This is a genomic window from Halomonas sp. SpR1, assembly GCF_031010175.1.
Classification (GTDB): Bacteria; Pseudomonadota; Gammaproteobacteria; order Pseudomonadales; family Halomonadaceae; genus Vreelandella.
In genome coordinates, this window is sequence record NZ_JAUAMB010000016.1 from 1 (window position 1) to 21,083 (window position 21,083).

Genomic DNA, 21,083 nt, shown 5'->3' on the forward strand with positions numbered 1-21,083 from the left:
GTCGTTGCCAAGTTGAACAACCGCCCCAGAAAACGCTTGGGGTATCGGACACCGGCACAAGTGTTCCTGGGAGAGTATTCAGGGGCGCTGAAAACCGCAGGTGCTGCGCTTAATGTTTGAATTCAGGTTTTTACAATTGAAAAAAAGATAGGATATGAATCTATGGAACTTGCGAGCGTAGATAATGAAAATATCGATGATCTTTTTGACTTAAATGCCAAGCTTGCCGAATCCGAAAATCAAAGGTATCTGTTTACTGCTGATAGACAAAGTTACGCTGACGTTTTTTTGGCCACTACGCCTGCTTGTTTTGGATTCTTGGTTTATCAAGACAATCAACCCATTGGTTTCTATATATATAATTTTAAGTTTGCGAGTTATATCGCTTCACGTGTTCTTTATATTGAAGATCTGTACTTGATCGATGGCTTTGCTACTGAAGAAAATAAAAAATTACTTCTGCAACATGCTGTGAGCATATCACAATCTGAAAATTGCTGTAGAGTCGAGATGCGCGTTCTTAAAGAGATTAATTTTGGGTATGGTCTTATAAAAAGCTTTGGCTTCAGTGAGATCAAAAAATGGGATGTGTATCGTCTAGATCTTTAACCCTCAATAGCATAGATGTGGAGCCTGTAATGAAATCAACCGTAGAAGAGCGTATCCGCTCATTGGGCTTGGAACTGCCCGTCGTTACCGTGCCAAGGGGCAACTTTCGTTCCTATGTCATTTCGAACAATATGCTCTATCTGTCAGGTAAAGGCGCTCCGTTGCGAGAAGAGGGAGTGGCTGTCCCAAAAGTGGGGCAGGAAGTGACTGTTGAGCAGGCTCGGGCCTACGCTCAAGAGGTTGGTCTGTATCTACTCGCGCTCATCAAAGAAGCTCTGGGAGACTTTAATCGGGTTCAACGTGTTGTGAAGATATTTGGTATGGTCAATGCTGATCCCAACTTTACTTCCCACACTGAAGTCATCAACGGTTGTTCCGATCTGTTTGTTACGGTGCTTGGTGAGCGCGGTGAGCATGCACGCTCTGCCATTGGCGTTGGATCACTGCCGAAGGGGTTTGCTGTGGAAATTGAGGCCATCGTTGAGTTTTCTTTGCCACACGATCGCCATGCTTAACCTCTTCATTGAATTGCACTCACGTTTGGTAGCTGCTTTTATAAAGCGTTGAGGCCGATCAGGATCCAGCGAGGATCGGCAAAGGAGAAAAGGTTTGTGATCAGGCAAGTAGGCAGGGTGAAAATTCAACCTAAGCACAGGGCGACGTGTCACTGCGGCATAGTAGAGCTCGAACTTGATTTACCTGAAGGGCTTGTCGACCCGAAACGGTGTAACTGCTCTATTTGCAGGCGCAAAGGCGCTGTCATGGCCTATGTGCCATTGAACGGTCTTCGTATTCTCCGCGGCGCTGAGCATTTAAAGCTATACCAGTTCAATTCAGGCGTCGCTAAGCACTACTTCTGTTCAAACTGCGGCATCTACACTCACCACCAAACGCGCTCGAACCCTGATGTGTATGGGTTTAATGTCGGGTGTTTGGAAGGTATTAATCCCTTCGACATGGATGATTTGCCGGTTAGTGATGGTATCAACCATGAATCTGATCAATAACAGGGGATAAGGAAGGCTTAGCATTTTGTTTGATCGGTTTTTCGTGGCTTCGTAGCTATAAATAAGCGCATGAGTTAGGTATTTAGATGGATCATGAAGCGGTGATAAAACATTGGGTGACGAATGATCCGGCGCGGATGGAGGCGCTTACTATAGCGGCTGCTCTGAAACTGCCGGATTGGTGCCTCGCCGCTGGATTCGTTAGAAATTTGGTGTGGGACAAGCTACATGACTTCTCATCGAGTACGCCGCTAAACGACATTGATTTAATTTACTTCGATCAGCAAGATATGAGCGAGTCTCGTGATTGGGAAATTGAAGGCGAGTTAAGGGGCGCTTCGAAGCTCCCGTGGTCGGTAAAGAACCAGGCAAGAATGCACGAGCGGAATATGGACTGTCCGTATACCTCAACTGAAGATGCCATGAGTTTCTGGGTTGAAGTAGAGACTGCCGTAGGTGCTTCTTTGGCTGATGATGGAGAAGTCATTATTGTGGCTCCCTTTGGTGTTAAGCCACTGTTTGACTATACCATCACATTAAATCCCAAAAGGCCAAAGCGAGCAGATTTTGAGGCACGTATATATAGCAAACGGTGGCTGCAAACCTGGCCAAAATTGGTCGTAAATACGGTAATTCCCACGACAATCAATTGTGTTCGGGGCTAGCGCTTGCCAAGAGCATCATCAACAAGGAGGAAATGGTGCAAACTTGCGAAACGGAAAGACTATTGATACGGACGTTATCCCTAGATGATGTTCCCGAGCTGACCACCATCCTCAGCGATCCTGAGGTGATGAAATACTCGATCCGTGGCGTTTGCGATGAAGCAGCGACCCAGCGGTTTATTGAATGGTGTTTGAAGAGCTATGCCACTCACAATATCGGGCCGTTGGCATTAGTAGAAAAGGTTTCCGGTAAGCTTATCGGCTTTTGCGGTGTCGGTACCGAAGAGGTAAATGGCGTTGAGGAGGTCGGTTTAGGGTATCGGCTAGCCAAACAGTACTGGAGTAAAGGTCTGGCGTCTGAAGCAGTGCAAGCGGTGCTCAATGATGCATTTAGTCAAAAGCAACTATCGTCGGTGGTGGCGATTATTGAGCCTGAGAATATTGCGTCACTTAAGGTTGCAGCAAAAGCAGGATTTTCTACGTTCGACATCCATGATTTCCATGACCGCCCAGTGAGGTTGTATCGGTTAACTCAGCATCAGTGGGACGCACTTCAAACTAATGGCATGGACGCGACAATTGCGCGATGAGTAGCCCCAAGAGTTGGAGACCGTCAGCTGACTCGATTATGCCAGTACCCTGGCTTTCTCGAATGATGGGCGAAAGCAACAATGGTAATTGTTTGGTTATTGACCACAGTCACAAGGGAAAAAGGAAATTGTTGAAGGATCAAACCCTTTGCGCCAAGTTTTCTTGCTTGGCCTATCCCCTCAAAATTAGTTCCTTATCAGAGCTCGGGCACGTTCAAGGGCTTCGCTTACTTCTAACGATTCGGTTTTGCCAGATTGCAGATTATTGATTCTGCGACATATCTCCTCGTCCCAGGCTTCCAATACACTGATTTCAGCCATACCGTCCAAGCTTGCAACCAAATCATGAGCGAGTTTAGCCCGTTCCTTCTCCGATAGGGTCATTGCTTCGCTCGTGATAGTTCCAGTTGCGCTGTATTCATTTTTCACTCAGCCTTGTGAAACGGCAATTTCAAAATCATGCAGTAAATTAAACCTGATGACAAGGCCATTAAGCCCGTCTATAGACTGGTGTTGGAGCCACATTATCGGCCCTGGTAGCGGATTATGCGTCGAGGAAAATTCAATGCCAAAGGTCATACTGAAAGGATTTATTATCGTCCCCGAACAGGATCTGGATGCCGTTAAAGCAGAGCTCATCAACCATAAGCGGTTAACCCTGGCTGAGCCAGGCTGCCTCGTTTTTGAGGTTGTTCAATGCACTACAAATCCCTATCGATTCGATGTGTATGAGGAATTTGTAAACCGAGAATCTTTTGCGTTTCATCAGATTAGAGTGAAAGCTTCCGCGTGGGGGAAGGTCTCGGCCAATGTTGAAAGGCATTACAGCCAGTAAGCCGCTAGGTAGCTAAACCCCAGCGGCTATATCAACGTGCAATGTTGAATTAATTATGCACACTTACCACCAGTACTTTTCATGCTGATTACGTAAATAATAAACATGATCAGCGACCCCATTACAAAACACCAGACGCCTACGGTTGCATAAATCGCAAAAGCGGGAAGAAATAAAAGGCTGCCAAAGAAGAAAAATAAGCTTGATAAGAGACCGAGCAGGTTGGGTAGCTGTTGACGCTGGGTTGTCTCACTGTTCATTTTATTTCCTTATCTGCAATTTTACTTTCAAGTGCTTCACTGGGTTTAAATACTGATGTCGGGGGCAAACTGAAAGCCCACCGATATCCGATTCCAGCTGTTGATTTGAACAATGATGGCGGTGAGGTCAATCAGCCCTTGCTCGCCAAACGCATCTAGTGCGTTTTGATAGTCGCTGTCACTCACAGTTTGCTGGCTGACAAGTGTGAGCGCTTCTGCCCAGGCGAGTGCGGCGCGCTCTTGTGTGCTGAAGCAAGGGGCTTCACGCCACGCAGGCAATACGTCCAGGCGAACCTGGTGCTCGCCATCCTCTCTGGCCTCTTGCGAATGCATGTGCTGACAAAAGCAGCAGTGATTAATTTGCGAAACACGCAAGTTGACTAAGTGAATGATCGAGCGATTAACCGTTGAGTCTGAAGCAACATCGCCTAATGCGGTCAGGTGCTTAGCTAGGCGCGGGGCAAGGCGATACACTGACTGTTGAGAAATACGAGTAGACATGTGGGTGACCTCGATGAGTAAGTTGAGAGCTCAGCTTAACGTCGAGGTTTTTTTACGCCTTGTAAATTTGCGACAGTTTGCGTTTGCGATAGGCGGCGGGCGTTTCATAGGCAAGTGATTGGAAGGCGTGGGTGAAGTGAGCCTGGTCATAGTAGCCGCATTGCAGCGCTATTTCCGCTAGGGGCAGTGTGGTTGCAAGCAGCCCGTGGCGGGCGCGGTTGAGTCGGGCATAGGCGACTAATTGGCCTGGGGAAACGCCCACCTCGCGTTTTAATTTGCGTTCCAGGGTGCGTCGCGTAAACCCTAGCGTGGCGCCTAACTGTTGGGGTGGAAGCTGTAGCTCTCCAATGGCTTGAGCAAGCGAAGTGATACGGCTATTGGCAGGTGGCTGGCTCTGTAGACGATCTAACAGCCATGTTTCCAGCAGTCGTAAGCCTTGCTGTGAGTCCAACTGGTAGAGGCGCTCTACCACGGGCATTAATCCTTGCAACCTTAATTTTTGCAAACTCAGTGCTTCAAGCTCGTTATCCAAGCGATGGTATGTATCTGTGAATGCTTCGGGTAGTAAGCCCAGCAAGCTGTGGGCACCTGCAGCTCTAAAACGAATGCCCAAACAGGGGGTGGTCGTATCGAGCGTCTCTATCAACGTGCGCCTGTTGAAACAGAGCGTGATGACAGGGTGGGAATTGGAGAGCTTGATGCTAAGACTAGCCCCGGCATCGGGGTAGAATTTTTCGGTTCTGGGCTCGGTGAGGTGACCAGGGCCTCCCATTGACCAAAAGCATTGAACCCAGGGGGTTAATCGCTTATCAGGCAGGCGATACCGAAAGTTTAGATAGTTAGCGTTGCCTGGCAGAATAAGGTTGGTCATGGTGTCAATCAGCGAGAAGTTTTATTAATGATAGCCTCTTATTGACTCAATCAGGCCGTTTTTGGGAGCTGGCCTGCCGCCATACGCTAGGCGGTGCTTTTTCCTGGCGTGCCCATACGCGCCTTAGCTGGCGCTCATCACCGAATCCGGAAGCTTCGGCGATGCGCGCTAGCGCCCAAGTCGTTTCGGTCATTAACGCTTTGGCACGCTGCAAGCGTAATCCCATGATGTAGTCGCCCACCAGCATGCCGGTGAGACTTTTGAATTGGCGCCGAAAATGCCGCTCGCTCATGGCTGCCTGAGCCGCCAATGTTTCGATACGCCAGGTCTGCGAGGGCGCGGCGCATATGGCATCTTGAACGCGATGCAGCCGCTCATCCACATGATTGCGACCCTCAAGCCAGGCGCCCAGTTGAGGTTCCTGACCACTGCGACGCAGATACAGCACCATCTCCCTTGCAACCGCCAGGGCCAGCGAGTGTCCACACGCGCGGGTAAGCCAGTAGAGCATGGTATCAATACCGGTTGAGATCCCCGCGCTGGTTAAGTAGCGCCCATCCTCGATAAAGATACAGTCGCTCTGTACTTTTGCCCTGGGGGCTTTAAGGCGTAACTGTTCGATGAGAGCGTGGTGGGTGGTGCAGCGTCGCCCCTCTAATAGACCCGCATCCGCAAGTAATAGCGTGCCGGAGCAAACGGTCATTAGCGTATCCGCATAGAGGGCGTTTGCCTTGAGCCAACCGACACACTCTTGTTGCGCCAATGGCTCAAGGCTATTGCGGTATTGGCCTGGAATCAGCAGTAAATCTTGAGGAGGAAGCTGTTCGGGTAAGGGGTCAATGCCGCTAAGGGTTAGCGGCCCTAGCCACTGCATGGCCGTTTTGGGGCCGATATAGCGTACCTGGACGTCTATCGAAAGCCGGTCAGCACACTGCAATACTTGAAGTGGGCCAATCAAATCGAGCGGCACCTGGCCAGGCATCATCAGCACCGCAATCCGCAAGGTTTTAGCCCTTGCAGATTGCAGCTGGCTAGTTTGTTGCTCTTCACTCACGCGTATTTTGCCATTCGTTGATCATGTCATGTGTACTGATAATACGTGCAAAACGGCCTTCAAGTACCAGCTCGGTGCGCGCCTTAATATCATCCGCTGACCAGGTGACACCCTGGCGCGTCATGGGGAAGGTTAGGGTGGCATCGCTGATAAAGTCGACGCTAAAGCCTAAATCCGACGCTACTCGGGCGGTGGTTTCGCAGCATTGCTCGGTACGAATACCGCTTATCGCCAGCCGTTCAATGCCGCGCTCCCGTAACCAGCCTTCAAGCGAGGTGTCGGTAAAGGCGTTATGGACACGTTTATGATAGGTCACCGCTACTTCATCATTAAAGCCATCAAGCGGACGAATCAGGCCATTTTCAGGGTCAAAGGCTCCTTGACTGCCAGGCTCTTCATGCAGAATGCGGATAACGGGAATACTGTTTGCCTGTGCGGCGTTCAGCACTGTGCGCTGCTTGGGACGCCATGCTTGAGCCAGCGATTCTACCCAGTAGTCGCGGGCGGGAAAGGAGGCTTGAACGTCAATTAATAGCAGCGCCGTTTTAGACTGGATCATGGCTAATCTCATCGTGTGGAAGTGAGATTACAGATTAGCTGTTATACATTCTGCCAACGATGCGTTGTCCGGTCACAAAGGGGACAGATTCGGCCATACTTAAGCTTTGTCTTCTAGCTAGCACCACGGCAAAGGGTTTCTCTCAGGAACAAGTCAGGTTTATTTCTTCACACAGACAAAAATAGCGTTTCCAGAGGTCGTATCCCAGGGCTTGATGGTCTCGTAGTTGTGCTCAAACACGTGCACTTCAAAGTAAGGCGCTAGCAGGGCAATTAACTCCGCAAAATTGACCGCCACCATGGGGTGTTCGTCGTTCCATACTTGCGACGCATCGGCATTGGCTTTCTCAATGCTCAGTCTAAGTGACTGTTTTTCGCCTTGACCGCTGTAGTGCCATCCAGAGCGGAAGGTGAATAAATCGCTTGCTTGTTTAGCGGTGTGCTTAACAAATAAGTCGTTGTTGATTTTGTCTTTATCGACCGCGTTAAAACAGAAAATACCGCCAGATGCTAGCGCACGATGCACACTGGATATGCATGCCGCGAGCTTTTCAATCCCATCGTTGTAGTGGATGGAGTACAAAAAGCAGGTGATTAAGTCGCTGGGCTCACCAACCTCAAAATGACTCATGTCTTGGCGCGTGAACTGAGCTTCTGGGCAACGCGCGGCGGCGATATCCAGCATGGGTTGATTAATATCCAGCCCGTTGCTTTGGTATCCAGCGTCGATGAAATGGCGCACGTGTGGGCCGGTGCCACAAGCTAAGTCAAGGTGCGTGGTTCCGCCGTTACCGAACATCTGATGCAGTCTGCGAATGGCATTGCTTTGTGCTCGGTAGTCGATATCCACGCACATCAAATCGTAGTAGCCAGAAAGGCCGGTATAGAGGGCGTTGGCGGACATAGTGACCTAATAGTGGCAACTGAAAAATGGTGGGTGGCGCATAGTAAACGAGCGGGTAGGGTTTTAGAAGCGGGCATAGCTGGCAAACGTGGTGTTAATCAAATACCTTCTGTGGCCCTAGGGCCCTAAAGAAATCCTGACGTTTACCGATATATAACTAAGGCCATGAAGACTTCTCTGGTCGTTGCTAAATGCCAAGAGACCCTGCTATGCCTAAAACGCTGATCCTTATCTTTGCCACCTTGTTTCTCACGCTATCCTCCTCTGCCTATGCAAACACCAGTGATGCAGAGGCGGCGGCGTTGGCGTGGCTAGAGGCCATCGATAGTGGCCAGTATGAGCAGGCATGGGAAGCTTCATCTCCACTCCTGAAAAAGCCGCTTTCGCCGCATATGTTGGAGCGCACAATTGGTGCGGCGCGTCGCGACTTTGGGGCCGTTCAATCGCGTCGGCGAGTGGGCGTTGTCCGTGAAACTTCCATGCCAGGGGCTCCAAGAGGCGACTATGCGGTATTGACCTTCCAGACTCGCTTCGAGAACAAACCTCAGATCACTGAGACCATCACTCCTCACTTGGAAGAGGGTATCTGGAAAGTCAGCGGTTATTACGTGAACTAACTCACCCTTCAAAAAAGCGTCGAAACGAGCCCTGGCTTTTATGCCACTCTTCGGGTTGCGCTCAAATCCTGTCATCACTCCGCTCATGACGAAGCTCAATGTGAGTGCTACGTTGAGTAGATAACCTTGTGTATGTCGCTGCTTAAGATTCAGGCGGGGACGTCAAAGGCGCTGAATACGAGGAGCGGATATGCATTCCCTTTCTCACAGATCTTACTGGCTTTGGCTATTGGTGGTTGGTTTGCTGATGGCTGTGCTTTCCTTCACATGGCAAGCCAGGGCACAAACCTCTTCGCCCAACGCTTTGGTGCTTAACATTGAAGGCGCTATCGGCCCCGCGACCAAGGATTATTTCCAACGTGGGTTACGTCATGCCCGTGAGCAAGGCAGTGAGGTGGTGGTTGTCGAACTGGATACACCGGGCGGTCTGGTCGATACGACCCGCGATATCATCCGCGAAACGCTCAATTCCGACCTCCCTGTAGTGATGTATGTCTCTCCCAGCGGTGCACGCGCAGCAAGCGCAGGCACCTATTTGCTTTATGGTAGCCATGTGGCTGCCATGGCGCCTTCCACCCATTTGGGCTCCGCAACGCCGGTACAGCTGGGTGGCGGTGGGCTGATGGGCGGTACTGATGATGGTGAAGGCACCGAGGGGGACTCGGGAGGTGAGGGTAGTGCCATGGAGCGCAAGGTGCTGGAAGACGCGGTGAGTTTTATCCGCAGCCTGGCTGAACGCCATGGCCGCAACGCGGATTGGGCAGAAGAGGCAGTGCGCGAGGCGGTTAATCTCACTGCAAATCAGGCATTAGAGCAAAATGTCATCAACGTGATCGCGCGGGATATCGATGACCTTCTGGCACAGATTGACGGCATGACCGTGGTGATGGAGCGAGGAGAGCATACGCTGGCGACGGCCGATCTTGCCATTGAACGCTACGACCCGGATTGGCGTACCCAGCTACTGACACTGATCACCAACCCCAATATTGCCTATTTCCTGATGATCATTGGTTTTTATGGTCTGATTTTTGAGCTTTCCAGCCCTGGCAGTCTTTTTCCCGGCACCATCGGTGTCATTTGCCTTTTGTTGGCACTATTCGCCTTTCAGGTACTACCCATTAACTACGCGGGCCTGGCCCTGATGGTCGTTGGTATGGCGCTGATGATCGGTGAGGCCTTTATGCCCAGTTTCGGCGTGTTAGGCGCGGGCGGCATCGTAGCTTTTGTGCTGGGGTCAGTGATGTTGATGGATGCGGAGCATCTTGCCATTTCGTTACCGCTAATCGGCGGGGTGGCATTGGTGTCCGGGGGCTTGATGCTATGGACGTTAACCCGCTTTGCAACGCTGCGGAAGAGCCCGGTTCATAGCGGGGCGGAGGAGTTAATTGGGGCAACCGCGATTGCCCTGGAGGATTTTACCAGCCACGGCCATGTACGGCTGCATGGCGAACGCTGGAACGCGTCGAGCGATGCGCCAGTTAAACAGGGGGACAAGCTTGTGGTAATGCGTCTTGAAGGCTTGACGGTATGTGTGAAGCGCCAGTAATGCTCACCGCTAGACTTGCTATCTGACATAACCGACCAACTGCCAAACGAGGTGTCCAATGATAATTTCGTACTTAGTGCCTGTCGTGCTGGTGGTGATGTTAATCGCTGCCTCCATCCGCATACTGCCGGAGTACAAGCGTGGCGTAGTGTTCTTTCTGGGCCGTTACCAAACAGTCAAAGGGCCTGGGCTTGTCATTGTGATCCCCGCTATTCAGAAGATGGAGGTGGTGGATCTGCGCGTGATCACCATGGATGTGCCGGAGCAGGACGTGATCTCCCAGGATAACGTCACCGTCAAAGTGAATGCGGTGCTTTATTTCCGCGTTGTCGATCCCGAAAAGGCGATTATTCAAGTGGAGAATTTCACTCAGGCGACCAGCCAGTTGGCACAGACCACTTTACGTTCCGTGCTGGGTAAGCATGACCTGGATGAGATGCTTTCCGAGCGCGATAAGCTCAACGACGATATTCAGGAAATCATCGATACCCAAACCGAAGCATGGGGCATTAAGGTTGCCAATGTTGAAATCAAACATGTGGATTTGGATGAGAGCATGATCCGTGCCATTGCGCGCCAAGCCGAGGCTGAACGTGAACGCCGCGCCAAGGTGATTCACGCAGAAGGGGAGCTTCAGGCTTCCAAAAAGCTGGTTGAGGCCGCTAACGTAATGCAGGAAAACTCGGCTGCACTACAGCTCCGCTATCTGCAAACCATGAGTGATATGAGTAACAAGAACGCTTCAACAATTGTTTTCCCATTACCGATGGATATCATGGAGGCCTTTAGAGATATGAAGGCTAAGCATGTCTCGCCGGTACAAAACGACGATAAACCTGAACAGTGACACCAGCGTAAGCTTTTAACCAACGTGGACATCCAATGCCGCTGATTGCTGATACCCCCGAACCCCCTTACTACGCGGTTATTTTTACCTCACTCCGCACAGAGGTCGAAGATGGCTATGATGAGATGGCGGCAAAAATGGTTGAGCTTGCAGCCCAGCAGCCGGGATTTCTGGGGGTGGAATCCGCCAGAAATGAAGTGGGTGTGACCGTTTCCTACTGGGCTGATATAGCATCTATTAAAGCGTGGAAAGCCCATGCTGAGCATCAAGAAGCCCAGCGGTTGGGGCATCAACAGTGGTATCAGCACTTTAAAACCCGTATCGCCAAGGTAGAGCGGGATTACGGCATTTAAGAGATGAGCCACAGGTTCAGTTGCCTACACAACCATCCCTGCCAGCGCCTGCATCCCTAGCGCTATCACCAGTACAATGACCCCTGCTACCAAACTGGTTACCAAGGCATGGCGTTTCCATAACACCAGAACGTCATGACCAAAGCGGTGAACCAGCCAAGCCAGGCCGAAATAGCGTAAGCCGCGGGCGATGAGCGCCGCCAGGGCAAAAAGCAGAATGGGATAGCCAGACAGCCCGGCGGTAATCATCGCGATCTGAAAAGGAATTGGCAAAATGCCAATGGCTAGAATCGCAGCAAAACCGTACTGGTCGAAGAAGCTTTGGAACGCCTGATAGCTCTGCTCCATCTCCATGAATTCGATAAACCAGGTACCAACGGATTGGAATAGCACCATGCCCACGCCATAGCCGATGAGCGACGCCACTAAGCAGCCCAGCGTGGTGGCCGTGGCAATTGCCCAGATACGCTGTCGGTTCGCCGCCATCAGCGGTATCAATACCAGCTCGATGGGAATGGGCAGAATAATCGTCTCCAGAAAGGAGAGAGTTCCCAGTAACCACAGCATGTTCTTTGAGCCATTAATGCGCTCGAACCACTGTTTAGTTCGCTTTGAGGTTATGGCCATGGTGGTGACTACATCTCGGGATTAATGCGGCGGTAAATAGCCGCTAGCACACTATAAAGACCGAATGCGAATAGCCCTAAAGCGACAAACGCAAGCAACCACTGGCCATAGGGTTGGCTTCGCAGCGTACTAAACACTTCGCCCATCCCGCCTGCTTCATTGGGGTCGATTTGATAAGCGGCGATGATAAAAAAGCTACCCACAATTACAAACACAAGTCCACGAATCACTAAGCCAAAGCGGCAGATGGGATAGGCCCATTGTTGAGTTTGTGGTGGCATGGCGAAGTGTTTATCGAATTTGGCCTTGTAGCCTTTAAACGCGTGGGACATGCCTACGCCGATCATGATGAGGCCAACCCCGCCTACCAGCCAACGCCCGAAAGGTTGCTCCATCAGCCAGCCGGCCACCCCCTGCGAGCCGCCACCTGAATCACCCGAAGAACCCGCATATTGGAAGATGAGCGTTGCGGCAAAAAACGCTAACAGCGTATGGGTAATGGCGCTGGCTAATAAACCCGCACGAATCGCTAACCCTTTGGCGCCATCGCCGTGGTGGTCGGTGTCTTTAACCGCTTGGATAGTCCGCCACATAGCGTAGCCAACCAAGCCAACGGCAATGAGGCCTAGCAACACGTTACCAAAGGGGGCGGTGAGCACCCGCTCTAAGGCGCCCCGACTGCCCTCGGTTTGACCGCCTTGGCCAAGGGGTGCCAGCGCTGCAAGGCCGCCTACTAATACATACACAATACCGCGAGAGGCGTAGCCCATGCGGGCGAAAAGGGTAATCGCATCACGATGGTCGGGGTTCTTTATACTGTCGGCCATGGTGTCCTCCTGACGTGTTTGGCGTTGCATATCCTATGCAATCTAGTTCATATAGTGCTTATCAGCGGCCCATACTGTGCTTGTGCTGTGCTATTGTCCAGCTTAGGTCAAGTAACAGAGCTAATCGCTGTTTTCACTATTTTTTAATATTGTGAGCAGAGCATGAGTAGAGTTTCGTCACCTATCTCAGCAACTATCTCAGCACCTATCTTCTGGCGCGATGCGCGTATGCCCTATGTGGAGCTGCGTAAAATCAGCGATGCTCGACAGGTCTGCTATGCGCCGCACAGCCACACGCATTGGTCGCTGGGGGCTGTGACTGCAGGTAAAAGCACCTTTTGCTATCGTGACGCGAAGTATCAGATTAGCGCGGGCGATATCGTGATGATGAACCCCCACTGGGTGCATGCCTGTAACCCCATCGAGAATCAGCCCTGGGCTTACTTGATGCTCTATGTCGATACCGCGTGGCTGAGTGAGTTGCGCTATCAATTGGGCCTGCTGGATGCACCTAACTGGCAGGACATTGCCACCGCCGTTATTACCCAGCCAGCGCTTTATGCTGGGTACTGCGATATGGCCGCTTGTTTGCTGGATGAACAACGGGAAATTGATGATAAGCAAGCGGCGCTAATCGAGTATTTATCCAATGTAATGCAAGTGCTTGTCCAAGAGTCCCCCGCGGCATTGCCCCAAGCGCCCAGTGCGTTAGAACAGGTTGCGGCCTATTTGCGTGCCAATTGTGCCGCTGATGTCTCGCTTGAACGCTTATGTCAGCAGTCGGGCTATAGTGCTGGGCACCTGATTCGTGCCTTTAAACAGCACTTCGGGCTGACGCCTCATGCCTACCTGATTAACCAGCGCATCCAACTGGGGCAAAAAGCGCTCAAGCAAGGGCAGCCGATTGTTGAGGCCGCTTTGAACGCTGGCTTTAATGATCAGCCCCACTTTCAAAGAACGTTTAAGCGGCTGGTGGCCGCCACACCCAACCAGTACCGCTATCCGCTCCTCAAATAACAAACGTACTCAAAACAACAAGCGCACTCAAAACAACAGAAATAGTGCACTGGCGGCCAGGCAGATAGCCAATACGCGGTTAATCGTCAGCAGAATGATAGGGCGGTGCACATAGCGTTTGAGAAAAGCCCCTGCAACGACCCAACTGGCCAGCGATAGCCAGCAAATAGGCAAATAAAGCGCAGCGAATAGCCATAGCAGGTAGGGCTCGTTTCCACTGGTATAAGCGCTGATGCCAGCGGCAGACGCCAGCCATGCTTTAGGGTTAAGCCATTGCATCATAGCGCCAGCCCAAAACCCTGGTGCGTTGTTGGCGCCTCGTTCCTGTACTCGTCCATCGTGCTGAAACAGTTGATAGCTAAGGTAGAGTAAAAAACCAATACCTGCCCAACGTAAAAGCGCTTCCAACAGCGGCGCCACACTCAGCAGTGAGTAAAGCCCCGCGCCGATGGCTAAAAACAGCGCAACAAACCCCAGCGTGGCGCCGGTTACAAAAATAAGCCCTTTGACAATGGGGTAGTGCGTGCCGCTACTCAAGCAAACAATGTTGACCGGCCCCGGCGAAATAGACGCGGCGAGAGCAAATGCAGACATGGGTAGTAGCGTTGGCAGCAGTAGGGTAGCGCTCATTGTTATCCTCCTTGGTAGTGCAAGGAGTTTGCAGGGGTGCCCACTGGGGGTATTGAACAAAATTGAGGTGGCTACTTAAGCGACTGCCTTTCACGCTTAGCTTTTAATAATGCCCAAACACCGACCAGCCGGTACGCTGCACAAACATTTCAAGAGCCTGGGTGCCCAGTAAACTATTACCATAGGCGTCTAACCCCGGCGACCAGACGGCAATAGAACCGTGTCCCGGTGCAATCGCCAGAATGCCGCCGCCGACGCCACTTTTGCCGGGTAGGCCGACGCGGAAGGCGAATTCTCCCGAGGCGTCGTAGTGCCCGCACATCATCATCAATGAGTTGATCCGGCGGGCCCGCTGGGGCGCTACCACGCGTTTGCCACTGGGTTTGTTGATACCATCCGAGGCCAAAAACAATCCTGCATGGGCAAGCTGCTCGCAGCTCATAGCGATGGCGCACTGGTGGAAGTAAGTACCCAGCACTTTATCGACATCGTGGCGTAGATGCCCAAAGGCTTTCATAAAGTGCGCCAGTGACGCGTTGCGGTCACGGTGGGCCATCTCTGAGGCGGCCACGGCGTGGTCGAAATAAATGCTGTCGTCATCGGCGATATAGCGCACAAAGCTGAGAATCTCGCCCAGTGTCTCTTTGGGTTCATGGCCCATCATGATCGCATCGACCACCGCAATGGCCCCGGCATTGATAAACGGATTACGCGGCTTGCCGCTTTCATGCTCTAGTTGAACGATGGAGTTAAATGGATCGCCTGAGGGCTCCCGGCCGACTTTCGACCACAGCGAATCACCCACTTGCCCCAGCGCTATAGTCAGCGTAAATACCTTGGAGATACTCTGAATGGAGAAGGGGGTTGTGGCACATCCCGCCGAGTACACGTTGCCATCTACGGTCGCCAGCGAAATGGCAAACTGCTGTGGGTCAACGTGGCCAAGCTCGGGGATATAGTCGGCGACCTTGCCACGCTGTTCGGCATTCGCCATGGTGGCCGCAATGTCATTGATCAAGTCTTGCATGGGCGTATCGTGTACCGTCAGTGGAGGCGGGGGCATTACCCTAGCGGAAAAGTTGGGAGCTGTCTGCTAACGCCATTAGCAAGATTCGGGTCGGCAACTCGCTTGTGAACGCTTAGGCTGATGAAGATAGGCAGTCCCAATGCACAGAGATAACACAATGAACGACTATGCGCGTATCGAAAAAGCCATGGCTTATATGGTGGCCCACGCAGCGGAGCAACCCAACCTGGAAACAGTGGCCGCGCAGGTGCATTTAAGCGCCTTTCATTTCCAGCGGCTATTTTGTCGTTATGCGGGTATCAGCCCCAAACGCTTTTTGCAGGCGCTGACGTTAGAGCGCAGTAAGCAACTGATTCAAGCATCGACATCCCTGCTGGATATTGCCCATACGCTGGGGCTAAGCGGCGGCTCCCGGCTCTACGATCACTTTGTGCAGTTAGAAGCGGTCACCCCGGGAGAGTATAAGCGCCAGGGTGAAGGCGTGGAGATCGCCTACGGGGTTCATGAAACGCCCTTAGGTAGCATGTTTGTAGCGGTAACCCCCCGGGGTATCTGCCGTATGGGTTTTGTCGATGCGACTAATTCGGAGGAGTTACTGGCTCGGCTTGCCAAAGAGTGGCCGCGCAGCACGCTGTGCCATAGCCCCGATGCTACCCGTTTTGCGGTGGAAAAGCTTTTTAATCAACCCGAAGAGGGAACTGCTGCTTTGTCGCTGCACGTGACCGGCACTAACTTTCAAATAGCGGTTTGGCGGGCGCTGCTGACGATTCCCGAAGGTCAGTTGGCCAGCTATTCGCATATCGCCCAGGCATTGGGCACGCCTAAATCGTCCCGCGCAGTGGGCAATGCGGTGGGCGCTAACCCCATCGCGGTATGGATACCCTGCCACCGAGTGATTCAACAAAGTGGCGCACTGGGTGGCTATCGCTGGGGGTTAGACAAAAAGCAGATGGTGCAAGCCTGGGAGTTGGCAAAGGTTGACAACGAATCGCTTTCTCCCATGGCCGCATCTTAATCAATTAGCCCATTCGCATCATAAAACGGGAAAGGGCCGGGGTAAGGGTCGATAAACCCTTGGTGAGTCACCATGCCGCTAGCCGCCGACCAGTGGTGCAACAGGTAACCGGGAGGCTCTAGTTGAAAGTGGGCGGGGCCGTCTGGGGTGAGATCCAGGCTAACCTGATGGGAAACGCCGGGGCAGCTCATCGCCAGGGTGTTGGCAAAGTGGGCTTGGATCGAACGGTGCAGATGCCCGCAGAGCACGCGCTCGACCTGGGCATGCTGGCCAATGACGTCGGCTAGCGCCTCTGGTCGTTTGAGCGGTTGGCGATCCATATGGTCGATGCCACTCACGAACGGGTGGTGGTGCACCATGACCAGCGTCGGTTTATCGGGCTGCGCTGCCAGCGTTTTATCCAGCCACTGCAGGCTCTCATCGCTTAGCTCCCCGTGGGGTTTGTCCGGCACCGATGAGTCGAGCCCCACTAAGCGCACCGGGTAATCATCCACCACCCACTGCAAGTAGTCGTTATGCTGAAACAGGTAGCGGTGTTCCGGGAATGCATTTCGCAGATGTTGGCGGTCGTCGTGATTGCCAGGGATCAAGTACACCGGCAGCGCCAGGTCAGCCAGGATTTGCTTAAAAGTGGCGTACTCGTCGGGATGACCAAAATCAACCAAGTCACCGCTAATCAGCACCAGGTCGGGCCGCGGCGCTAGCTGATTGAGCTTGCTGATCGCTTGGCGCAGCGCATTGGCGGTATCCACCTGACGGTAAGAAAGTTTTCCGCCCGCCTTGATATGCGGGTCGCTAATCTGGGCGATAAGGCATTGCCGGGTTGGATCAGGCGTTGAGGTTTTAAGACAGTGATCAGCCATTGGCCATCTCCTTGGTATTAACAGAGGGTGTGGGCTTGGCTGGGTGAAAAAGCACCTGGGAGGGGAGTGCCAGGCCAATCGCGGTACCGTTAGGCCAGCGCTGGCGGGAAGGCGCCTCAATCTGGAGGAGTGAGGCATCGCCAGTATCGACCATCAGGCGTTGGCTCTGACCCAGGAAAATGCTTTGCACTACCGTGCCTCTTACGTCGGCTTGGTCAAGCGGCACTACCTGAACATCTTCTGGCCGGCAGTAGACCGTGGGTACGTCCTGCAAGTGAGAGGCAGAGAGTTCACCGCCATGCACGATTAACCCGCCATCTGCTCGGCTGCCGATCACGTCCAGGCAGTTAACCGCGCCAATAAAATCGGCCACAAAGGCATTGGCTGGCTGATGGTAAATCTCTTGGGGCGTGCCTAACTGGGCAATGCGTCCGGCTTGCATTACCGCGATGCGGTCACCCAGGGCCATCGCCTCGTCTTGATCGTGGGTGACGTACACGGCGGTGGTGCCCAATTCACGCAGTAGTTGGCCAATTTCAATGCGTAAACGGTCGCGCAGTTTAGCGTCGAGGGCTGCCAACGGTTCGTCGAACAGCAGTACCTTGGGGCGCACGGCAATTGCGCGGGCGAGGGCGACGCGCTGCTTTTGCCCGCCGGAGAGAGCGTCAATACGCCGGTCACCAAAGCCTTGTAAGTCGACCATGCGCATGACTTCGTCAAGTCTTTGGGCAATCTCGGCCCGCGGTAAACGCTGTATTTTAAGACCGTAGGCAATGTTGTCGGCAACGCTCATGTTGGGAAATAGCGCATAGTTTTGGAACACCATTCCCACGTCGCGCTTCTCAATCGGCAGGGCAGTGACATCGCGCTTGCCAAACAGCACTTGCCCACCTTTGTCGGGGCTTTCCAGGCCGCTGATAATACGCAGAGTCGTGGTTTTTCCGCAGCCTGAAGGGCCTAGGAGCACCAAGGTCTCGCCTGGGTGAACCTGCAGATCCAGCGGCTGTAGCGCCGTGTTGCCGCCAGCAAAGGTGCGGCTGCATTGGTTTAGCGTGATGCTGACAGATGAACTCATAATGGATTCTCAACTAAAACAGTTAGGTGTCTTTCAATAGGCATTTAGCGACGCTGCTCGGTGAGACGACCTGCCCACTGAATCGCCACCAGCAAGGGCACCACCATCACTAGAAATATCAGCGTGTAAGCCGAGCCGATTTCCAGTCGCATCGAGGCGTAGCTGTCGGCTAGCCCAACCGGTAGCGTTTTGGTCAAGGGGGTATGCAGCATCCAGGTGATGTTGAATTCACCGATGGATAAGGTGATTACCATCAGCGCACCCGCCAGAATGCCGCTCATACAGTTGGGGATGATCACCCCGAAAAAGCGTTGCCGGAAGCTGGCACCCAGGCTGGCGGCGGCTTCTTCTAGTTGCGGAAGCTTGGCGGTTTGCATCACGGAGAGCACCGCGCGCACCATAAAGGGCAGCGTAAACAGCACATGGCCGACAAGAATAAACAGCCAACTGCCGCGAAATTCCCGATAGCTACCGTAGGCGAGCAGTAGAGCTAGAGCGGTGGCGAGACCGGGGACGGCTACTGGTAGCAACAGCAGCTCTTCAATGGCATTGGCCCAGCGGCGTCGGCTGCGCAGTAGACCGTAGGCGGCGGGGACGCCGATCAGGATAGTGATCAGTAAACAGGCGAGCGCCAGTTTAATGGAGAGCCAGATGGTATCGGCGTAGAGCTGCCAAACCTCATTGACCCAGCGCAGGGTTAGCCCACTCTCAAGGCCGACAAAGTAGTTCTCGGTCAGCCCCGCCATCACCGACATGGCCACGGGCACGATCATAAATAAGCACACCAGCAGGGTGAAACCTAATTGCATCATGAAGCGTAGTTGAAGCGTGAAGCGTAGTCGCGATTTCATACGGAGGCTCCCAGATTACCGCCTGCCAACCGGCGGGCAAGGCTTAACGCCATCCAGGTGATCACGCCCAGCACCACCGAAAGCGCAGCCGCCATGGCGAAGTTGGCGTAGTTGGTGAATTCGCCGTAGATATTGAGTGGCAGGATGCTTAGCCGCGTGCCCAGGGTAAACGCCGTTCCAAAGGCGCCCATACTGGTAGCAAAGCAGATGGCGCCAGTTGACAGCAGTGCGGGCGCAATGCCGGGCACGATAACGTCTTTAGTGACTTGCCAGGTATTTGCCCCTAACGAGCGGGCCGCCTCTTCAAGGCTTTGATCCAGGTTGTCGCAGGCGGCCATTACCGTGGTGATAACGCGAGGAATAGAAAAATATAGGTAGCCAATAAATAGCCCGGCTAGTGAATAGGCGAATATCCAGCGCTCGCCAAATAGCCACAGACTGGTTTGCGCCAGGGCACCCTGGCGGCCACCCAGCATAATGACCAGAAAGCCCACCACTACGCCAGGAAAGGCCAGCGGAAAGGTGAGGATAGCCACTAGTATGGACTTGCCAAAAAAACGCTGCCGGGCGAGAAAAAAACCGGCAACCCCGGCAATGGCTACCGCTACCAGAGACACTACCAGCGAGAGACCAACGGTGGTCGCTAGACTAATCAAGTACTGCCGATGGGTGAGAATAGTCAGATAAGCACTGATGCCGCTACTTGGGTCTGGCTCGGCACCCATCATGATCAGACGTGAAAAAGGCAGTAACCAAAAGGCGCAGAAGATCACCAGTGCAGGCAGTAAGGCGACCATAGCGATAAAGCTTTTCTGTCGCGCGGGGCCCACCATGATTAGAGGACTATTGACGTAAGAAGCAGCCCCGGAGGGCTGCTTGGATGCTGCTGTCATGATTAGCGCACCTCCGACAGATACCGCTCGGAGAAGCTTCGCTGGGCAGCCGCCATCGCGGTGTAGTCGAGTGCTTCGGCGCGGGCGTAATCGCTATCGGGGAGGAATACTTCGCGTGCCTCTGCGGAGATAGCGCTTGCGCGCACGGGGCGCAGGTAAGCGTCTGCCCATACCGCTTGGCCTTGGTCAGACAGCACAAAATCAAGTACCTGCTGGCCGTTCTCGGGGTTAGGGCCATCTTTTACCAGGCTCATAACATAAGGCACTACCACGGTACCCTCCTCGGGAATCACGAACTCCACGTTGGCACCATCGCTGTGGCGAGCCCGGTAAGCGTTGAAGTCGTAATCAAGCAAAATCGGGATCTCGCCGGAAAGCACCCGTGCATAACTGGTCTGCTTGGGCACAATCGGATCGTTGTCGGCAAGCTGATTGAAGTAGTCGATTGCTGGGGTAAAGTCGTTAAGATCGCCCCCCATGGCTTGGTTGACTGCCACGGCACCGACGTAGCCGACAAAGGCGCTGGCCGGGTCAAGGTAGCCCACCATGCCGCGATACTCGGGCTTGAGCAGGTCTTCCCATGAGGTCGGTACTGGCGCGCCATCCAGGGCATCGACGTTAACCATAAAACCGAGCGTGCCGGAATGAATGGCAAACCAGTTGCCTTCGGGATCTTTCAGTCCTTCGGGGATCTCCTCCCAGTGGGCAGGCTGGTAGGGCGTTACCACATCCTCTTCCATGGCCTGAATGCCAAAGGTCACCCCGTAGTAGACGACATCCGCCACCGGGCTCGCTGCTTCAGCCACCAGCTGGGCTAATGACTGACCGGAGTTTTTGTTGTCTTGGGGCACGCGAATGCCGGTCTCCTGCTCAATCAAACGCAGCTGCGTGCCCCAGTCTGCCCATTCTGGCGGGCAGTTGTAGCAGATCGTGTTGTCGCTTGATTGGGCAGCAACGCCCCATGATGCACCGATAACCGCCGTGGTCAATAACGCTTGATAAAGACGCTTAAGATTCATGCGTTTAAGACTCATACCA

The 21,083-nt window shown here is 53.1% G+C and carries 28 protein-coding genes; 12 read left to right on the top strand and 16 right to left on the bottom strand.

Annotation, left to right across the window (positions count from 1 at the left end):
- The first annotated feature begins 162 nt into the window (after positions 1–162).
- From QT231_RS12625 to QT231_RS12645, 5 genes are all read left to right on the top strand, one after another.
- Positions 163–609 (top strand): hypothetical protein, encoded by a 447-nt coding sequence (locus tag QT231_RS12625; RefSeq protein ID WP_308337211.1) that lies wholly within the window; start codon positions 163–165, stop codon positions 607–609.
- Positions 610–638: 29 nt separating this feature from the next.
- Positions 639–1,124: a RidA family protein gene (locus QT231_RS12630; RefSeq protein ID WP_308337212.1), complete on the top strand. Its 486-nt coding sequence runs from the start codon at positions 639–641 to the stop codon at positions 1,122–1,124.
- Positions 1,125–1,241: 117 nt separating this feature from the next.
- The gene (locus tag QT231_RS12635; RefSeq protein ID WP_308337314.1) at positions 1,242–1,616 is read left to right on the top strand and encodes a GFA family protein; all 375 of its coding nucleotides are present in this window, start codon (positions 1,242–1,244) and stop codon (positions 1,614–1,616) included.
- An 86-nt stretch (positions 1,617–1,702) separates the two neighbouring features.
- Positions 1,703–2,281, top strand: a complete 579-nt coding sequence (locus QT231_RS12640) for a nucleotidyltransferase family protein (RefSeq protein ID WP_308337213.1) — start codon at positions 1,703–1,705, stop codon at positions 2,279–2,281.
- Positions 2,209–2,871 (top strand): GNAT family N-acetyltransferase, encoded by a 663-nt coding sequence (locus QT231_RS12645; protein WP_308337214.1) that lies wholly within the window; start codon positions 2,209–2,211, stop codon positions 2,869–2,871. The genes QT231_RS12640 and QT231_RS12645 overlap by 73 nt, the downstream gene beginning before the upstream one ends.
- Positions 2,872–3,057: 186 nt before the next feature.
- Here QT231_RS12645 and QT231_RS12650 read toward each other — a convergent pair whose 3' ends face one another.
- Positions 3,058–3,255, bottom strand: coding sequence for an addiction module protein (locus tag QT231_RS12650; protein ID WP_308337215.1), 198 nt, complete (start codon positions 3,253–3,255; stop codon positions 3,058–3,060).
- 181 nt (positions 3,256–3,436) lie between these two features.
- Here QT231_RS12650 and QT231_RS12655 point away from each other — a divergent pair, with 181 nt between their 5' ends.
- Positions 3,437–3,706, top strand: coding sequence for an antibiotic biosynthesis monooxygenase (locus tag QT231_RS12655; RefSeq protein WP_308337216.1), 270 nt, complete (start codon positions 3,437–3,439; stop codon positions 3,704–3,706).
- Between the two features lie 53 nt (positions 3,707–3,759).
- Here the strand turns inward: QT231_RS12655 and QT231_RS12660 are convergent, their stop codons facing one another.
- The 6 genes from QT231_RS12660 to QT231_RS12685 form a co-directional block, all read right to left on the bottom strand.
- Entirely contained in the window at positions 3,760–3,966 is a 207-nt protein-coding gene (locus tag QT231_RS12660; protein ID WP_308337217.1) for a YrhK family protein, read from the bottom strand.
- A gap of 45 nt (positions 3,967–4,011) precedes the next feature.
- Positions 4,012–4,467 carry a carboxymuconolactone decarboxylase family protein gene (locus tag QT231_RS12665; protein ID WP_308337218.1) on the bottom strand — a complete coding sequence of 152 codons (456 nt, stop codon included), beginning with the start codon at positions 4,465–4,467 and terminating at the stop codon, positions 4,012–4,014.
- A gap of 52 nt (positions 4,468–4,519) precedes the next feature.
- Positions 4,520–5,338, bottom strand: coding sequence for a helix-turn-helix transcriptional regulator (locus QT231_RS12670; RefSeq protein WP_308337219.1), 819 nt, complete (start codon positions 5,336–5,338; stop codon positions 4,520–4,522).
- 46 nt (positions 5,339–5,384) lie between these two features.
- Positions 5,385–6,392, bottom strand: coding sequence for a helix-turn-helix domain-containing protein (locus QT231_RS12675; RefSeq protein ID WP_308337220.1), 1,008 nt, complete (start codon positions 6,390–6,392; stop codon positions 5,385–5,387).
- Positions 6,385–6,951: an isochorismatase family protein gene (locus tag QT231_RS12680; protein WP_308337221.1), complete on the bottom strand. Its 567-nt coding sequence runs from the start codon at positions 6,949–6,951 to the stop codon at positions 6,385–6,387. Before QT231_RS12680 ends, QT231_RS12675 begins: the two co-directional genes overlap by 8 nt.
- Before the next feature lie 159 nt (positions 6,952–7,110).
- The gene (locus QT231_RS12685; protein ID WP_308337222.1) at positions 7,111–7,854 is read right to left on the bottom strand and encodes a class I SAM-dependent methyltransferase; all 744 of its coding nucleotides are present in this window, start codon (positions 7,852–7,854) and stop codon (positions 7,111–7,113) included.
- A gap of 209 nt (positions 7,855–8,063) precedes the next feature.
- Between QT231_RS12685 and QT231_RS12690 the strand changes: the two genes are divergently transcribed.
- The 4 genes from QT231_RS12690 (at position 8,064) to QT231_RS12705 (ending at position 11,220) form a co-directional block, all read left to right on the top strand.
- Positions 8,064–8,471, top strand: a complete 408-nt coding sequence (locus tag QT231_RS12690) for a DUF4019 domain-containing protein (protein ID WP_308337223.1) — start codon at positions 8,064–8,066, stop codon at positions 8,469–8,471.
- Positions 8,472–8,661: 190 nt separating this feature from the next.
- A complete protein-coding gene (locus QT231_RS12695) occupies positions 8,662–10,020 on the top strand; it encodes a nodulation protein NfeD (RefSeq protein WP_308337224.1) in 1,359 nt (452 codons plus the stop codon).
- Positions 10,021–10,078: 58 nt separating this feature from the next.
- Positions 10,079–10,867: a slipin family protein gene (locus QT231_RS12700; RefSeq protein ID WP_308337225.1), complete on the top strand. Its 789-nt coding sequence runs from the start codon at positions 10,079–10,081 to the stop codon at positions 10,865–10,867.
- Between the two features lie 35 nt (positions 10,868–10,902).
- Entirely contained in the window at positions 10,903–11,220 is a 318-nt protein-coding gene (locus QT231_RS12705) for an antibiotic biosynthesis monooxygenase (RefSeq protein WP_308337226.1), read from the top strand.
- Positions 11,221–11,244: 24 nt separating this feature from the next.
- Here QT231_RS12705 and QT231_RS12710 read toward each other — a convergent pair whose 3' ends face one another.
- On the bottom strand, positions 11,245–11,847 hold the full coding sequence (locus tag QT231_RS12710; RefSeq protein WP_308337227.1) for a VTT domain-containing protein: 603 nt from the start codon (positions 11,845–11,847) through the stop codon (positions 11,245–11,247).
- 8 nt (positions 11,848–11,855) lie between these two features.
- Positions 11,856–12,674 carry a DUF1206 domain-containing protein gene (locus QT231_RS12715; RefSeq protein ID WP_308337228.1) on the bottom strand — a complete coding sequence of 273 codons (819 nt, stop codon included), beginning with the start codon at positions 12,672–12,674 and terminating at the stop codon, positions 11,856–11,858.
- A gap of 162 nt (positions 12,675–12,836) precedes the next feature.
- Here QT231_RS12715 and QT231_RS12720 point away from each other — a divergent pair, with 162 nt between their 5' ends.
- A complete protein-coding gene (locus tag QT231_RS12720; protein ID WP_308337229.1) occupies positions 12,837–13,691 on the top strand; it encodes an AraC family transcriptional regulator in 855 nt (284 codons plus the stop codon).
- Positions 13,692–13,718: 27 nt separating this feature from the next.
- Here QT231_RS12720 and QT231_RS12725 read toward each other — a convergent pair whose 3' ends face one another.
- Both QT231_RS12725 and QT231_RS12730 read right to left on the bottom strand, forming a co-directional pair.
- Positions 13,719–14,321 (bottom strand): LysE family translocator, encoded by a 603-nt coding sequence (locus tag QT231_RS12725; RefSeq protein WP_308337230.1) that lies wholly within the window; start codon positions 14,319–14,321, stop codon positions 13,719–13,721.
- A 103-nt stretch (positions 14,322–14,424) separates the two neighbouring features.
- Positions 14,425–15,348 (bottom strand): glutaminase, encoded by a 924-nt coding sequence (locus QT231_RS12730; RefSeq protein ID WP_215093741.1) that lies wholly within the window; start codon positions 15,346–15,348, stop codon positions 14,425–14,427.
- Between the two features lie 157 nt (positions 15,349–15,505).
- Between QT231_RS12730 and QT231_RS12735 the strand changes: the two genes are divergently transcribed.
- Positions 15,506–16,363: a methylated-DNA--[protein]-cysteine S-methyltransferase gene (locus QT231_RS12735; RefSeq protein WP_308337231.1), complete on the top strand. Its 858-nt coding sequence runs from the start codon at positions 15,506–15,508 to the stop codon at positions 16,361–16,363.
- On the opposite strand, the gene QT231_RS12740 is transcribed toward QT231_RS12735, so the two are convergent.
- The 5 genes from QT231_RS12740 to QT231_RS12760 are packed head-to-tail and all read right to left on the bottom strand — an operon-like array spanning position 16,360 to position 21,079.
- Complete coding sequence (locus tag QT231_RS12740; RefSeq protein ID WP_308337232.1) at positions 16,360–17,226, bottom strand: phosphodiesterase; 867 nt, start codon at positions 17,224–17,226, stop codon at positions 16,360–16,362. The genes QT231_RS12735 and QT231_RS12740 overlap by 4 nt on opposite strands.
- Entirely contained in the window at positions 17,219–18,301 is a 1,083-nt protein-coding gene (locus QT231_RS12745) for an ABC transporter ATP-binding protein (RefSeq protein WP_308337233.1), read from the bottom strand. The genes QT231_RS12740 and QT231_RS12745 overlap by 8 nt, the downstream gene beginning before the upstream one ends.
- Positions 18,302–18,345: 44 nt before the next feature.
- Positions 18,346–19,152, bottom strand: coding sequence for an ABC transporter permease subunit (locus QT231_RS12750; protein WP_308337234.1), 807 nt, complete (start codon positions 19,150–19,152; stop codon positions 18,346–18,348).
- Positions 19,149–20,045, bottom strand: coding sequence for an ABC transporter permease (locus tag QT231_RS12755; protein WP_308337235.1), 897 nt, complete (start codon positions 20,043–20,045; stop codon positions 19,149–19,151). Before QT231_RS12755 ends, QT231_RS12750 begins: the two co-directional genes overlap by 4 nt.
- A gap of 2 nt (positions 20,046–20,047) precedes the next feature.
- Positions 20,048–21,079 (bottom strand): ABC transporter substrate-binding protein, encoded by a 1,032-nt coding sequence (locus tag QT231_RS12760; RefSeq protein ID WP_308337236.1) that lies wholly within the window; start codon positions 21,077–21,079, stop codon positions 20,048–20,050.
- Positions 21,080–21,083 lie beyond the last annotated feature (4 nt).

What these genes read in the sequence shown, in the direction of transcription:
- QT231_RS12740 (WP_308337232.1), bottom strand. Translation starts at nt 17,226, where the DNA reads ATGGCTGATCACTGTCTTAAAACCTCAACGCCTGATCCAACCCGGCAA.
- QT231_RS12685 (WP_308337222.1), bottom strand. Translation starts at nt 7,854, where the DNA reads ATGTCCGCCAACGCCCTCTATACCGGCCTTTCTGGCTACTACGATTTG.
- QT231_RS12705 (WP_308337226.1), top strand. Translation starts at nt 10,903, where the DNA reads ATGCCGCTGATTGCTGATACCCCCGAACCCCCTTACTACGCGGTTATT.
- QT231_RS12710 (WP_308337227.1), bottom strand. Translation starts at nt 11,847, where the DNA reads ATGGCCATAACCTCAAAGCGAACTAAACAGTGGTTCGAGCGCATTAAT.
- QT231_RS12625 (WP_308337211.1), top strand. Translation starts at nt 163, where the DNA reads ATGGAACTTGCGAGCGTAGATAATGAAAATATCGATGATCTTTTTGAC.
- QT231_RS12680 (WP_308337221.1), bottom strand. Translation starts at nt 6,951, where the DNA reads ATGATCCAGTCTAAAACGGCGCTGCTATTAATTGACGTTCAAGCCTCC.
- QT231_RS12755 (WP_308337235.1), bottom strand. Translation starts at nt 20,045, where the DNA reads ATGACAGCAGCATCCAAGCAGCCCTCCGGGGCTGCTTCTTACGTCAAT.
- QT231_RS12715 (WP_308337228.1), bottom strand. Translation starts at nt 12,674, where the DNA reads ATGGCCGACAGTATAAAGAACCCCGACCATCGTGATGCGATTACCCTT.
- QT231_RS12700 (WP_308337225.1), top strand. Translation starts at nt 10,079, where the DNA reads ATGATAATTTCGTACTTAGTGCCTGTCGTGCTGGTGGTGATGTTAATC.
- QT231_RS12745 (WP_308337233.1), bottom strand. Translation starts at nt 18,301, where the DNA reads ATGAGTTCATCTGTCAGCATCACGCTAAACCAATGCAGCCGCACCTTT.
- QT231_RS12655 (WP_308337216.1), top strand. Translation starts at nt 3,437, where the DNA reads ATGCCAAAGGTCATACTGAAAGGATTTATTATCGTCCCCGAACAGGAT.
- QT231_RS12750 (WP_308337234.1), bottom strand. Translation starts at nt 19,152, where the DNA reads ATGAAATCGCGACTACGCTTCACGCTTCAACTACGCTTCATGATGCAA.
- QT231_RS12640 (WP_308337213.1), top strand. Translation starts at nt 1,703, where the DNA reads ATGGATCATGAAGCGGTGATAAAACATTGGGTGACGAATGATCCGGCG.
- QT231_RS12760 (WP_308337236.1), bottom strand. Translation starts at nt 21,079, where the DNA reads ATGAGTCTTAAACGCATGAATCTTAAGCGTCTTTATCAAGCGTTATTG.
- QT231_RS12725 (WP_308337230.1), bottom strand. Translation starts at nt 14,321, where the DNA reads ATGAGCGCTACCCTACTGCTGCCAACGCTACTACCCATGTCTGCATTT.
- QT231_RS12735 (WP_308337231.1), top strand. Translation starts at nt 15,506, where the DNA reads ATGAACGACTATGCGCGTATCGAAAAAGCCATGGCTTATATGGTGGCC.
- QT231_RS12720 (WP_308337229.1), top strand. Translation starts at nt 12,837, where the DNA reads ATGAGTAGAGTTTCGTCACCTATCTCAGCAACTATCTCAGCACCTATC.
- QT231_RS12730 (WP_215093741.1), bottom strand. Translation starts at nt 15,348, where the DNA reads ATGCAAGACTTGATCAATGACATTGCGGCCACCATGGCGAATGCCGAA.
- QT231_RS12660 (WP_308337217.1), bottom strand. Translation starts at nt 3,966, where the DNA reads ATGAACAGTGAGACAACCCAGCGTCAACAGCTACCCAACCTGCTCGGT.
- QT231_RS12670 (WP_308337219.1), bottom strand. Translation starts at nt 5,338, where the DNA reads ATGACCAACCTTATTCTGCCAGGCAACGCTAACTATCTAAACTTTCGG.
- QT231_RS12665 (WP_308337218.1), bottom strand. Translation starts at nt 4,467, where the DNA reads ATGTCTACTCGTATTTCTCAACAGTCAGTGTATCGCCTTGCCCCGCGC.
- QT231_RS12650 (WP_308337215.1), bottom strand. Translation starts at nt 3,255, where the DNA reads ATGACCCTATCGGAGAAGGAACGGGCTAAACTCGCTCATGATTTGGTT.
- QT231_RS12630 (WP_308337212.1), top strand. Translation starts at nt 639, where the DNA reads ATGAAATCAACCGTAGAAGAGCGTATCCGCTCATTGGGCTTGGAACTG.
- QT231_RS12690 (WP_308337223.1), top strand. Translation starts at nt 8,064, where the DNA reads ATGCCTAAAACGCTGATCCTTATCTTTGCCACCTTGTTTCTCACGCTA.
- QT231_RS12695 (WP_308337224.1), top strand. Translation starts at nt 8,662, where the DNA reads ATGCATTCCCTTTCTCACAGATCTTACTGGCTTTGGCTATTGGTGGTT.